The sequence below is a fragment of the Mesorhizobium sp. C395A genome (assembly GCF_030323205.1).
Classification (GTDB): Bacteria; Pseudomonadota; Alphaproteobacteria; order Rhizobiales; family Rhizobiaceae; genus Mesorhizobium.
Genome location: NZ_CP100473.1, coordinates 4,969,599 through 4,982,129 on the forward strand (window position 1 = coordinate 4,969,599; position 12,531 = coordinate 4,982,129).

The window sequence follows — 12,531 nt, forward strand, 5'->3', positions numbered from 1 at the left end:
GCCGAGGCGAGCCACGGGTCTCGCCCGTCCTTCGGACCCCCACAAGGGGAGGGTGGGTTCACGCCGCCAGCAGCGACTTCAATTTGACCGCCTGCGATCCCAGCGCCTCCGGCGCCGGCTGTGCCCGTTTCGCGATCAGCATCTCGGCCAGCCTGATGTCGCGCGCCACGGCATTGCCCGTACCGATGCCGCTCGCCGCCACCAGCGTGCCATCCTCGGCCAGATGAAACAGAATAAAAGCACCGTCGCCGAGATCGCGGCGGACCGTGCTTTTGCCCTCGTCGGGAAGGCCGGCGATCTGCAGCGACAAACCATGCTGATCCGACCAGAACCATGGCACCGCGGCATGCGCCTCGCGGGCGCCCAGCATGTTCTTCGCGGCCAGCGCACCCTGTTCCTGCGCATTGCGCCAGGCTTCCAGCCTTACCCGCCGGCCAGCATAGACAGCGAGCGGAAACGAGCAGCAATCGCCGGCGGCGAAGATGTCGGGATCGATTGTTTGGAGTTCGCCATTGACGGCGATGCCGTTATCGACGGTCAGGCCCGCTTCCGCGGCAAGCCCGGTCACCGGCACGGCGCCGATGCCGATGACGGCGAGATCGGCGACGATGTCCTGCCCATCGGCGAGCATGATGTGCACCTCAGCGCCGTCGTCGGCGATATCAGCGATGCCCTGACCGGTGAGCACGGTCACGCCTTCGGCCTCATGCGCCTGATGGATGATTTCAGCGATCTCCGCCGGCACCCCGCGCATGAGGATGCGCGGCTGCGCCTCAATGACCGTGACGCTGGCCCCGAGCTTGCGCGCCGAAGCGGCGAGCTCCAGGCCGATAAAGCCACCACCAATGATGGCGATGCGGTTTGCCGGGCTGAGGTGGGCGCGAATGGCCAGCGCGTCGGCAAAGGTGCGGAGGTAGACGCAGCGCGACCCCAATCCCGGCATCGGCAGCTTGCGCGGTGTCGAGCCGGTCGCCAGCAGCAGCTTGTCGTAGGGCAGGGCCGAACCGTCCGACAGCCGCACCATATGCGCCGGGCGGTCGATCGCCACCGCTTGAACGGAATGGATATGCCGGATCGATTTCTCGGCCAGAATTTCGTCGCTGGCGATCGTCTTGATCTCGGCCGCGTCGCTCGTCATTGCGTCCTTGGACAGGGGCGGCCGCTCATAGGGCAGATGGGGTTCGTCACCCACCAGCGTCACCGGCCCGTCATAGCCCAGCTCGCGCAGTGTCAGCGCTGCCCGCCCGCCGCACTCGCCGGCGCCAATGATGACCATTCCCGCCTGCATGGTCCTATCCGATCTGGATCAGCACTTTGCCGGCCTCGACCTTTACCGGATAGGTGGCGAGATTGACGCAAACCGGCGCGCCCCGTGCCGCCCCCGTCTTGTAATTGAAGCGGCCATTGTGCTTGGGGCACTCGATGATGTCGTCCATCACCAGCCCGTCGGCCAGATGCACCTTTTCGTGCGTGCACAGGCCATCCGTGGCGAAATAATCGTCGTCAGGGCTGCGATAGATGGCGAAGGTGCGGCCGCCATGGTCGAAGCGCATCACATCTTCTTCGTCGATGTCGCCGGCAGCACAGGCTTCGATCCAGTCGCTCATGTGTTCCTCCCAAAAGCAATTCCAGGAAAAGTGCGTTGCGGTTTTCCGTTCGGAGTTGCGTCGAAACAAAAGCTTAATCGCGCGATCATTCCGCCGCGGCGGCGACGGCGTCGTTGTGGAGTTCCTCGCGATAGGGCCGCGCCGTTGGCGGCAGTTCGCGCTTGAGGAAATAGTCCTCGTTGCGCAGCTGGCGCAAAAAGGCCGGGATCATCTCACGATAGCCGGCCAGGATCGACGGCGTCGGCGTCGGCAGATCGTGCTTGATCAGCGCATGCAGTTTAGGCAGCGCATGATAGGGCACCATCGGGAACATGTGGTGTTCGACGTGATAGTTCATGTTCCAGTAGATGAAGCGGCTGACCGGGTTCATGTAGACGGTGCGGCTGTTCAGCCGGTGGTCGATGACATTTTCCGCCAGCCCGCCATGCTGCAGCAGGCCGACCATGACATGATGCCAGGCGCCGTAGAGCCGGGGCAGCCCGACCAGCATCAGCGGCAGCCATGAGCCGAAATACAGTGCGATCGCGATGGTCACGGCATAGATCGCCGTCCAGATGCGGGCGATGCGAATGGCCTTAGGCTGCTCCTGTTCGGGGATAAAAGTCTTTTCCGCCGCGCTGATATTGCCGGCGGCATTGCGCAGCATGTCCGACATCGCATGCCAGGCATCCAGCACGCCGATAAAGCCAAGCGCGACCCGGAACAGATCCGGCGGCCGCATGACGGAGATTTCCGGGTCGCGGCCGACGATGATGGTGTCGGTGTGGTGGCGGGTGTGGCTCCAGCGCCAGGTCACCGGATTGCGCATGATCATGAAGCAGGCGATCTGGTAAACCGCGTCGTTCATCCACTGGGTGCGGAAGGCGGTGCCGTGGCCGCATTCGTGCCAGCGTGAGTCGGTGGAGGAGCCGTAGAGCACGCCATAGACGAAGAAGAACGGCACGCACCACCAGCTGCCCCAGAACCAGGCGCCGCCGGCGGCACTCAGGATCAGCGCGGCCAGCCAGATCGCGGTGTCGCGGATCGCCGGCCCGTCGGAGCGCTGCATCAGCTCCTTCATCTGCTTGCGCGGAATATCGGTGTGATACCACTCGGCCGCCGCCAGCCCGGTCTCGACGGCGAGCTTGGAATCGCGGCCCATCAGGCTGTAGTCGCGCCGAAACGGTAGTGTGGATAGTGTCGCTTCCATAGGGGCTGCCTCCGTCGGCCACAGCATCCGTCAGGACGGATATGTCCATTACAGGCGCTTGTGTCCGAGCGCAAAATAGCGCCATGCGGTGATAGTCTCAATATCACAAAGATAGTTTCTATCATTTTCCATCAGAACGATGTAAGCAGTTGCAGGCACTCATGCGGGACAGTCATGGCAAAACGGCCAACCATCACCGATCTGGCGCGCATCTCCGGCGTTAGCGTCGCCACTGTCGACAGGGTGCTGAACAACCGGCTGCCGGTGCGCGAGGAAACCGCGCGCCGCGTCTATGAGGCGGCGACCGGCATCGGCTACCACGCCGCCGGGCTGATCAAGCGGCGCATGCGCCAGGAATTGCCGGAATACCGCCTCGGCTTTCTGCTGCTGCGGGGCAATGATGTTTTTTACGGCGATTTCGCGAGGGAGCTAGAAATGGCGGTCTCGCAATCGCAGCGCTTCCGCGGCGTCGCCACCATCGATTTCGCCAGCTCGCTAGCCGCCGACGAGATCGCCGCCCAGATGCGCAAGCTGGCAGCGAAATCCAGAGCAATCGCCGTTGTCGGTCCGGACCATCCGACGCTGACGGCGGTCGTGGAGTCGCTGAAAGCGAGGGGGCAACCTGTCTTCTCGCTGCTGTCCGACTTTGCCGCTGGCATCCGTGAGGGATATGTCGGCCTCGACAATCGCAAGGTCGGTCGCACCGCGGCCTGGATGATCGCCAGGGCGGCAAAGAACCCCGGCAAGGTCGCCCTTTTCGTCGGCAGTCATCGCTTCCACGGTCATGAACTGCGCGAGATCGGATTTCGCTCCTTCTTCCGCGAACATGCGCCGGACTTCACGGTGATGGAAACGCTGGTCAATCTGGAAGCCAACCAGGTCACCCACGATGCGATGATCGATCTCCTGGTGCGGTATCCGGATCTTGCCGGCTGCTATGTCGCCGGCGGCGGCATGGAAGGCGCGGTCTCGGCGCTGCGGGCTGCGAAGCCCGCAAGCATGCCGGTGGTCGTCTGCAACGAGATCAACGCCGAATCGCGCGCGGCACTCGCCGACAACATCCTGACCATGGTGATCTCGACGCCGCTCGCCGCCTTGTGCCGCGAGCTTGTCGACCTGATGGCGCATTCCATCGAGGCCGGCGCCGCCAACGCGCCGGGCCAGACCTTTCTGCCCTTCGACATATATCTGCCGGAAAATATCTAACGCGTTGCCGCGCCGACCCGTTCGGCGCGGGCTCTCCGGCGATGATAGAATCTATCAGAGTCTGCCTTCAGACACGGCCTGTGCCGCTGCCGGCCTTGATTCGACGTGAAATTGCGGCGAGGCGACCGAAAATCCGCTTTCCGACTTAGGAATCGCTCTTGACGTCTCGCGAAAAAATGGAATAAATATTTCATCAGATTGGTATTTTGGTTCTTTCGTTCCGGAACATCTGTTTCAAACTGGGAGCCTGGCGTTCCATCGCTTGGACAAAACGCCATACGGAACAGGAAGGCATCAGGGAGAGATTCCTCGGGCTATCGGGGATTCCGGGTAGATCGGTGCAGCCGGACACCAATGTGGAGGAGAAACACAATGAAGAAACTGATTTTGGGCGTCGCCTTTGCGGCGCTGATGAGTTCGTCCGCTTTTGCCGCCAAGGTCGGCGTGTCGATGGCCAAGTTCGACGACAACTTCCTCACCGTGCTGCGCAACGGCATGATCGAGCAGGCCAAGGGCATGAGCGGCGTGGAACTGCAGGTCGAGGACGCGCAGAACGACGTCGCCAAGCAGCTCGACCAGATCAAGAACTTCGCCGCCTCGGGCGTCGACGCCATCATCGTCAACCCGGTCGACACCTCGGCCACGCAGGCGATGTCGGACGCCGCCGCAGCCGCCAAGATCCCGTTGGTCTATGTCAACCGCCAGCCGGTCAATGTCGACACGCTGCCGGACAACCAGGCCTTCGTCGCGTCGAACGAGGCCGATTCCGGCACGCTCGAGACCAAGGAAGTCTGCCGCCTGTTCACCGAGGCCGGCAAGAAGGAAGCCAATGTCTATGTCATCATGGGCGAGCTTTCCAACCAGGCCGCCGTGCAGCGCACCAAGGACATCGAAGAGGTGATCGCCACGCCGGAGTGCAGCTTCATCAAGATCATCGACAAGCAGACTTCGAACTGGAACCGCGACGAAGCGCAGAACCTGATGACCAACTGGCTGTCAACCGGCAAGCCGTTCGACGGCGTCATCGCCAACAATGATGAAAGCGCCATCGGCGCCATCCAGGCGATGAAGGCCGCCAACATCGACATGAAGACGGTCGTCGTCGGCGGTGTCGACGCCACGCAGGACGCGCTTGCCGCCATGCAGGCCGGCGACCTCGATGCCACCGTGTTCCAGGATGCGGCCGGCCAGGGCGCCGGCGCGCTCGACGCGGCACTGAAGCTCGCCAAGGGCGAGAAGGTCGAGCACAAGGTCTACGTGCCCTTCCAGCTGGTTACGCCGGCCAACATCGACAAGTTCCTGAAGAAGAACTGAGCCGGCAACCCACGCGTAAGCAATTCCAGGAAAAAGTGTGAAGCGGTTTTCCGTCCGGAATTGCGACAAACAAACAAGAGAGCGGCGCAACCGCGCCGCTCCCGCTTCCCCCACCGCCCTGAGGGGCGGAAGGGCAAATGCGGCCTCACGGAGGACAAGGCATGTCACAGACATCTCATGGCGTCGGCGGGGTCAGCTATGACGCGAAGAGGCGGACATGGCCGGCCGAATTCAACGTCTTCCTGGCGCTGGTCATTCTGGTCGTCATCTTCGAAATGATCGGCCGCATCTTTCTTGGCGACAGCTTCCTGTTCAACACGCGCGACAACGTCGCCGGGATCTTCAATGAGGCCCGCCTGCAGATCATCATCCTGCAGGTGTCGATCGTCGGCATCATCGCCATCGGCGTCACGCAGGTGATCATTTGCGGCGGCATCGACTTGTCCTCGGGCTCGATCGTCGGCGCCACCGCCATGATCGCCATGAGTTTTGCCCAGGTGGCGACGGTCAACGGTAACCCCAACCCCAAGGCGATGTTCCTGGCGCAAGGCTGGACCGACCTGCCGGTCATCGTGCCGGTGCTGGTCGCCATCGGCTGCGGTCTGCTCGCCGGTCTCGTCAACGGCTCCTTGATTGCATACACGCGCATTCCGCCGTTCATCGCCACGCTCGGCATGATGGTGACCGCGCGCGGCATTGCCAAATGGTGGTCCAAGGGTCAGCCGATCTCGTTTCCGACCGAAAGTTTCGCTGGTATCGGCAAGGGCCTGATGCCGGTCATCATCTTCCTGTCGCTGGCGGTGCTGTTCCAGCTGATCATGACCTACACACGCTACGGCAAGCACTGCTACGCCATCGGCTCCAACGAGGATGCCGCGCGCATGTCGGGCATCAAGATCGCCAACCACAAGATCCTCGTCTATGTCATTGCCGGCATCCTCGCCGCGCTGGCCGCCGTCGTGCTATCCTCCAAGAACCTGACGGCACAGTCCGGCATGGGCGTCATGTACGAGCTCGACGCCATCGCCATGGCGGTCATCGGCGGCGTCTCTTTGTCGGGCGGCCGCGGCTCGATCGTCGGCACGGTGATCGGCTCGCTGATCTTCGGCGTCATCATTTCCGGCTTCACCTTCCTGCGCCTCGACGCCTACTATCAGGAGATGGTCAAGGGCGTGATCATCGTCGGCGCGGTCGTTCTCGACCAATGGCGCCAGCGCATGCGGGCATTGAGGGCTTGACCATGCCAGATATCTCCACGACAGACATCGTCCTGAAGACCGAAAACCTGACCAAACGCTATGGCGGCGTCCATGCGCTGGAAGGCGCGAATTTCGAGCTGCGCAAGGGCGAGCATGTCGCCATCATGGGCGACAATGGCGCCGGCAAATCCACCTTCGTGCGCCAGATCACCGCCGTCGAGCAACGCACCAGCGGCCAGATCTGGTTCGACGGCAGGGAAGTGAATTTTGCCGGGCCGATCGAAGCGCGAACGGCGGGCATCGAGACCGTGTTCCAGAATCTGGCGCTGGCCGACGATCTCGACGTGCCGTCGAACCTGTTCCTCGGCCGCGAAAAGGTGCTTTTCAATCTCGGGCCGTTCTCGATCCTCGACCGCAAATACATGCGCAAGGCGACCGAGGCGGCGCTGATCCGCACGGCAGTGAAAATCCCCAATTTGTCCAACACCATCCGTCACATGTCGGGCGGCCAGCGCCAGTGCGTTGCGATCGCCCGGACCGCGACCTTCGCCTCCAAGCTGATCATCATGGACGAGCCGACGGCAGCCCTTGGCGTGCAGGAGACGGCGCAGGTCGAAAACATCATCCGCACGCTGAAGGACAATGGCGAGCCGCTGATCCTGATCAGCCACAACATGCGCCAGGTGTTCGACCTGTGCGACCGCATCGTCGTCTTCCGGCGCGGCCGCATCGTCGCCAACCTGCGCAAGGAAAACACCGACGGCAACGACATCGTCTCCTACATCACCGGCGCCAAGACCGGGGAGGCGGAACTCGCGGCCTGAACAGGATGGTCATCCTGTTTTCTGGCGTGCTCGAAAAATTATCTTGCCACCTTTCTCAAAAGGAAGGTGGAGACACAACTCTCTCGAACCCATCCCCCTAGAGGAAATACCCCATGACTGTTCGTTTCGCCCTCCTCGGTGCCGGCCGCATCGGCAAGGTCCATGCCCGCGCCGTCGGCTCCAACCCGCAGGCCAGACTGGTGGCCGTTGCCGACGCTTTTGAAAAGGCGGCGACCGAGTTGGCAACCGCCTATGGCGCCGAAGTGCGCACCATCGACGCGATCGAGAAGGCCAAGGACATCGACGCCGTGGTCATCTGCACGCCGACCGACACCCATGCCGATCTGATCGAGCGTTTCGCCAAGGCCGGCAAGGCGATCTTCTGCGAGAAGCCGATCGACCTCGACGTCAAGCGTGTCGAGAAATGCCTGGCCGTGGTCGACAAGGCCAAGGCGACGCTGATGGTCGGTTTCAACCGCCGCTTCGATCCGCATTTCGCCGCCGTGCGCAAGGCGATCGACGACGGCGCCATCGGTACTGTCGAGATGGTCACCATCACCTCGCGCGATCCGGGCGCGCCGCCGGTCGATTACATCAAGCGCTCGGGCGGCATTTTTCGCGACATGACCATCCACGATTTCGACATGGCGCGCTTCCTGCTCGGCGAAGAGGTGGCGGCGGTCAGCGCCCATGCTTCGGTGCTGGTCGACAAGAAGATCGGCGAGGCCGGCGATTTCGATTCGGTCAGCGTCATCCTCGAAACCGCGTCCGGGAAGCAGGCCGTCATCTCCAATTCGCGACGCGCCACCTATGGCTACGACCAGCGCATCGAGGTGCATGGGTCCAAGGGCATGGTCGCCGCCGAAAACCAGCGGCCGGTGTCGATCGAAGTCGCCAACGAGAAGGGTTACACCCGCCCGCCGCTGCACGATTTCTTCATGACCCGCTATCTCGACGCCTACGCCATCGAGATTGCCGCCTTCATCACTGCTGCAACCTCGGGCAAGAAGGCATCGCCGAGCGGCGCCGACGGCCTCGTGGCGCTGAAGCTGGCCGATGCGGCGCTGAAATCGGCGACATCGGGCAAGACCGTCCGCCTCGACAAGTAAGAACCGAAACCAGGGCACAGGAGCAGAGCGATGAGCACATCAGCCGATCGCAATTCGAACACGCGCGCCATCGTCACCGGCGGCGCGCAAGGCATCGGCTTCGCCGTTGCCGAGGCCTTGGCCGACGAAGGCTGCAAGGCGCTGGCGCTGATCGGCCGTTCGCAGGAGAAGGGCGACAAGGCTGTCGCCCACTTCAAGAAGGCAGGCGTCGATGCGATCTTCATCAGCGCCGACGTCTCGAAAGTGGCGGACTGCAAGCGCGCCGTGGCCACCGCCGTCTCGCATTTCGACACCATCAACGCGCTGGTCAACGCCGCCGCCACGTCCGCGCGTGGTTCACTTGTCGAAACTTCGGAAGAGGTGTTCGACCAGATTTTCCACACCAATGTGCGTGGTCCCTTCTTCCTGATGCAGGGCGTGGTGGCGCATCTGCTGGACAAGAAGGCGCCGGGCTCGATCGTCAACGTGCTCTCTATGTCGGCGCATTGCGGCCAGTCGTTCCTGGCGCCCTATTCATCGAGCAAGGGTGCACTGGCGACACTGACCAAGAACGTCGCCAACGCCTATCGCTCCAACCGCATCCGCTGCAACGCCGTTCTGCCGGGCTGGATGGACACCGAGGGCGAGGACATCGTGCAGAAGAAATGGCACGGTGCCTCCGACGACTGGCTGGCAAAGGCAGAGGCCGGCCAGCCCATGGGCCAACTGGTGAAGCCCGACCAACTGGCGCGGCTGATCAGCTACATGGCCAGCCCGCAATCCGGTGTCATGACCGGCTCGCTGGTCGACTATGACCAGAACGTCGCGGGGACCTCGCCGGAGTAGCTTCAAACCCTGTTGCAGCAACATCGCCATTCCCAGATAGTCATGATAGTCAGGCTAGTCACGAGGGATGCGATGCTAACGTCATCCAAAGACACCAACTGGACGGTTGCCGGGGCAAAAGCCCGGCTCTCCGAGGTCATCGAGCGCGCACAGTCCTCGCCGCAGACGATCACCAAGAACGGCAAACCAAGCGTGGTTGTCGTCTCGGCCGAGGAATGGCAGCGCAAGATCGCACGCAAGGGTACGCTTGCCGAGTTCCTGCTGGACTCGCCGCTGCGCGGCGCCGATCTCGAGCTTGAACGTCAGCGCGACGAACCGCGTGACCTGCCGCTGTGAGACTGCTGCTCGACACGAATGTCCTGTCCGAGGCCAGCGCCTGACGCACGTGTCCTGGGCTGGCTGGACGAGCTTGATGAGGACCGCTCCTCATCAGCGTAGTATCGATCGCCGAGATCCGGCGCGGCGTCTCTCTGATGGATGAGGGCCGCAAACGCGAGGCGGTGGCCGAATGGCTCGCCCGGGACCTGCCCCAGCGCTTCGAACAGCGGGTTTTGCCGGTGGACGATGCGGTTGCCTTGGCCTGGGCGACCTGATGGGTTTGGCAAGCGCCGCGGTCGTGGTCTATCGTCGATGGACGGCCTGATCGCAGCAACTGCGATTGCGCACGAGCTCACCTTGGCAACGTGCAATACGAAAGATTTCGAAGGCTTTGGGCTTGAACTCTTCGATCCCTGGACCGCATGAGCGCGCTCCGCGTTATACGTGTTGGCGATTGGCGAACCGCCGGCACTTCGTCATCCACGGGCGGAGCAAGGAGCGTGGCGACGCAGCGCAGACCCGAGGATCCATGCCGCGACTTCAGAGCGCTGCTACGGTCCAGAATTCTGCTCCGCCGCACTCCACGGCCCAGGTCACGGAATGGATCCCAGGGTCTCCGCGACGGAGCTTCGCTCCTGCTCCGCCCAGGGATGACGAAATCGCGAGGATTCGGCCCATCCCGAATTGTCTCCGCATACCCCACGTGACAAGCGCCTCGGCATCGACTATATGAGCCTCATGATCAACCTGACCGCCACCTATTGGTACTTTACGAGCTCGCTGGCGGCGGGAGGATTGCGCTCGATCTGAAGATTGCAGCAACAAGTCCGAACAGCCGCCAGACCTGGCGGCTTTTTTGTATCAGCCGGCAGGTCTCCTAAAAACAGGAGCAGAAAGCCGTGTTGACCACCACAGACGATCTTCGGGTCAAGGAAATCCGAGAATTGAGTACGCCGGACGAGGTGATGCGGGAGATCCCGCGCACGCTGACGGCAACGCGCACCGTGAGCGCATCACGCAACGCCACCCATGCCATCTTGAACGGCACCGACGACCGGCTGCTTGTCATCGTTGGCCCGTGTTCGATCCACGACCCGGTCGCGGCCGTTGACTATGCCAGCCGGCTAGTGGCGCTGCGCGAGACCCTGTCCGACCGGTTGGAGATCGTCATGCGGGTCTATTTCGAAAAGCCGCGCACGACTGTCGGCTGGAAGGGCCTTATCAACGATCCCGATCTCGACGGCAGCTTCAACATCGACAAGGGGCTCAGGATGGCGCGCAACGTGCTGTCGGCGGTCAACAATCTCGGCCTGCCCGCAGCGACCGAATTCCTCGACATGACGACGCCGCAATACATTGCCGACCTCGTCGCCTGGGGCGCCATCGGCGCGCGCACCACCGAGAGCCAGATCCACCGCGAACTGGCTTCCGGCCTGTCCTGCCCGGTCGGCTTCAAGAACGGCACCGACGGCAATCTCAGGATCGCCGCCGAGGCGGTGAAATCCGCCGCCCAGCCGCATCATTTCATGGCGGTGACCAAGGGCGGACGCAGCGGCATTGCGACTACTACCGGCAATGAGGACTGCCACGTCATCCTGCGCGGCGGCGTTCAGCCGAATTACGATGCGGCGAGCGTCGAGGCGGCCTCGGTCGAACTTGCCCGCATCGGCGTCGCCCCCCGTCTGATGATCGATGTCAGCCACGCCAACTCGAGCAAGAAGCCGGAGAACCAGCCGAAGGTGGCGGCCGATGTCGCCGGCCATGTGGCAGCAGGGGACGAGCGTATCATCGGCGTCATGATCGAGAGCAATCTCGTCGCCGGCCGGCAGGACGTGGTATCAGGCAAGCCGCTCGTCTATGGCCAGAGCATCACAGATGGCTGCATCGACTGGGCGACCACAGAGACGGTGCTGCACGGCCTCGCCGGCGCCGTAGAATGGCGCCGCTCAGCCCGCCGCGCCATGATGGAGAACCGGCCGGGCGCCGCCTGATACGAGGCGATGCGCGGGAAGGACGCTGCGGCTCCCCTTGCACCTCGGCAACCGGTCTGCTAAATACTGAACCGTATGGTTCAGTATACCGACTTGGATTCCTCGTTCGCCGCGCTCTCGGACGCCACCCGGCGTGGCGTTCTGGAGCAGCTCGGACGCGCAGACGCTTCGATCACCGAGCTTGCCGGAAAGTTCCACATGACCCTCACGGGCATGAAGAAGCACGTCGGCGTCCTGGAGCAGGCGGGGCTCGTCACCACGCAGAAGGTTGGCCGCGTGCGGACCTGCAAGCTCGGCCTGCGCGGACTGGAGGAAGAGGCGGCCTGGATCGAGCGGCACCGCCTGCTCTGGGACGCACGCTTCAACGAGTTGGACAAGGTTGTCGAGGAATTGAAACGGAAGGAGAAAGCCAATGCGCCAAAGAACCGAGAGTGAGCCCACGAACAGCCGCACCACGGTCGAACGGAAGTCCGAACGGGAGCTGGTCGTCACGCGAACGGTCAACGGTCCGGCGCGCATCGTGTTCGAGGCGTGGACCAAGCCCGAGCTGTTCAAGCAGTGGTGGGTGCCGAAGTCGATGGGCATGTTCCTGCGTTCATGCGAGATGGATGCTCGTACCGGAGGCAGGTACCGCCTGGTGTTCGGCCACGACGACTCGGACCTTCACGAATTCTTCGGCAGGTATATCGAAGTGACACCCCACTCACGCCTCGTCTGGACCAATGAGGAAGGTGGTGACGGTGGACCCGTCACCACGCTGACCTTCGAGGAAAAGGGTGGCAAGACGCTGCTGGTCATGCACGAACTCTATCCCTCGAAGGAGGCTCTCGACGCGGCCGGTACCGGGGCGGCGGATGCGATGGGCGAGACGTTCGAGCAATTGGACGAGCTTCTCGTCGTCTTGGGCGAGGGCGTGAGGCGGTCATGACGTCATCGGTCTCGCGGACGG

At 62.9% G+C, this 12,531-nt stretch carries 14 protein-coding genes and 1 pseudogene; 12 read left to right on the forward strand and 3 right to left on the reverse strand.

Going from position 1 to position 12,531, the window contains the following annotated elements:
• Nucleotides 1-58 precede the first annotated feature (58 nt).
• The 3 genes from NLY37_RS24285 to NLY37_RS24295 form a co-directional block, all read right to left on the reverse strand.
• A complete protein-coding gene (locus tag NLY37_RS24285; RefSeq protein WP_031246034.1) occupies nucleotides 59-1,288 on the reverse strand; it encodes an NAD(P)/FAD-dependent oxidoreductase in 1,230 nt (409 codons plus the stop codon).
• A 4-nt stretch (nucleotides 1,289-1,292) separates the two neighbouring features.
• Nucleotides 1,293-1,607, reverse strand: a complete 315-nt coding sequence (locus NLY37_RS24290; protein ID WP_023672328.1) for a MocE family 2Fe-2S type ferredoxin — start codon at nucleotides 1,605-1,607, stop codon at nucleotides 1,293-1,295.
• An 85-nt stretch (nucleotides 1,608-1,692) separates the two neighbouring features.
• Complete coding sequence (locus NLY37_RS24295; protein WP_286440534.1) at nucleotides 1,693-2,796, reverse strand: fatty acid desaturase family protein; 1,104 nt, start codon at nucleotides 2,794-2,796, stop codon at nucleotides 1,693-1,695.
• A gap of 174 nt (nucleotides 2,797-2,970) precedes the next feature.
• Between NLY37_RS24295 and NLY37_RS24300 the strand changes: the two genes are divergently transcribed.
• The 12 genes and pseudogenes from NLY37_RS24300 (at nucleotide 2,971) to NLY37_RS24355 (ending at nucleotide 12,510) form a co-directional block, all read left to right on the forward strand.
• Nucleotides 2,971-4,002, forward strand: coding sequence for a LacI family DNA-binding transcriptional regulator (locus NLY37_RS24300; RefSeq protein ID WP_023672329.1), 1,032 nt, complete (start codon nucleotides 2,971-2,973; stop codon nucleotides 4,000-4,002).
• Between the two features lie 372 nt (nucleotides 4,003-4,374).
• Nucleotides 4,375-5,316: a sugar ABC transporter substrate-binding protein gene (locus tag NLY37_RS24305; RefSeq protein ID WP_023684065.1), complete on the forward strand. Its 942-nt coding sequence runs from the start codon at nucleotides 4,375-4,377 to the stop codon at nucleotides 5,314-5,316.
• Between the two features lie 161 nt (nucleotides 5,317-5,477).
• The gene (locus tag NLY37_RS24310) at nucleotides 5,478-6,554 is read left to right on the forward strand and encodes an ABC transporter permease (protein WP_023687413.1); all 1,077 of its coding nucleotides are present in this window, start codon (nucleotides 5,478-5,480) and stop codon (nucleotides 6,552-6,554) included.
• Between the two features lie 2 nt (nucleotides 6,555-6,556).
• Nucleotides 6,557-7,339, forward strand: coding sequence for an ATP-binding cassette domain-containing protein (locus NLY37_RS24315; RefSeq protein WP_027049093.1), 783 nt, complete (start codon nucleotides 6,557-6,559; stop codon nucleotides 7,337-7,339).
• A gap of 113 nt (nucleotides 7,340-7,452) precedes the next feature.
• Complete coding sequence (iolG, locus tag NLY37_RS24320; protein WP_023672333.1) at nucleotides 7,453-8,448, forward strand: inositol 2-dehydrogenase; 996 nt, start codon at nucleotides 7,453-7,455, stop codon at nucleotides 8,446-8,448.
• A 30-nt stretch (nucleotides 8,449-8,478) separates the two neighbouring features.
• On the forward strand, nucleotides 8,479-9,273 hold the full coding sequence (locus NLY37_RS24325; RefSeq protein ID WP_023687411.1) for an SDR family oxidoreductase: 795 nt from the start codon (nucleotides 8,479-8,481) through the stop codon (nucleotides 9,271-9,273).
• A gap of 72 nt (nucleotides 9,274-9,345) precedes the next feature.
• Nucleotides 9,346-9,609: a type II toxin-antitoxin system Phd/YefM family antitoxin gene (locus NLY37_RS24330; RefSeq protein WP_023741275.1), complete on the forward strand. Its 264-nt coding sequence runs from the start codon at nucleotides 9,346-9,348 to the stop codon at nucleotides 9,607-9,609.
• A pseudogene (locus NLY37_RS24335) lies at nucleotides 9,606-10,017 on the forward strand (type II toxin-antitoxin system VapC family toxin). Before NLY37_RS24330 ends, NLY37_RS24335 begins: the two are co-directional and overlap by 4 nt.
• Nucleotides 10,018-10,275: 258 nt before the next feature.
• Nucleotides 10,276-10,401: a hypothetical protein gene (locus tag NLY37_RS24340; RefSeq protein ID WP_280938682.1), complete on the forward strand. Its 126-nt coding sequence runs from the start codon at nucleotides 10,276-10,278 to the stop codon at nucleotides 10,399-10,401.
• 89 nt (nucleotides 10,402-10,490) lie between these two features.
• Nucleotides 10,491-11,582, forward strand: a complete 1,092-nt coding sequence (locus tag NLY37_RS24345; protein ID WP_023741272.1) for a 3-deoxy-7-phosphoheptulonate synthase — start codon at nucleotides 10,491-10,493, stop codon at nucleotides 11,580-11,582.
• Between the two features lie 75 nt (nucleotides 11,583-11,657).
• Nucleotides 11,658-12,017: an ArsR/SmtB family transcription factor gene (locus tag NLY37_RS24350; RefSeq protein ID WP_023741271.1), complete on the forward strand. Its 360-nt coding sequence runs from the start codon at nucleotides 11,658-11,660 to the stop codon at nucleotides 12,015-12,017.
• Nucleotides 11,995-12,510 carry an SRPBCC domain-containing protein gene (locus NLY37_RS24355; protein WP_023741270.1) on the forward strand — a complete coding sequence of 172 codons (516 nt, stop codon included), beginning with the start codon at nucleotides 11,995-11,997 and terminating at the stop codon, nucleotides 12,508-12,510. Before NLY37_RS24350 ends, NLY37_RS24355 begins: the two co-directional genes overlap by 23 nt.
• The last annotated feature ends 21 nt before the right edge of the window (nucleotides 12,511-12,531 follow it).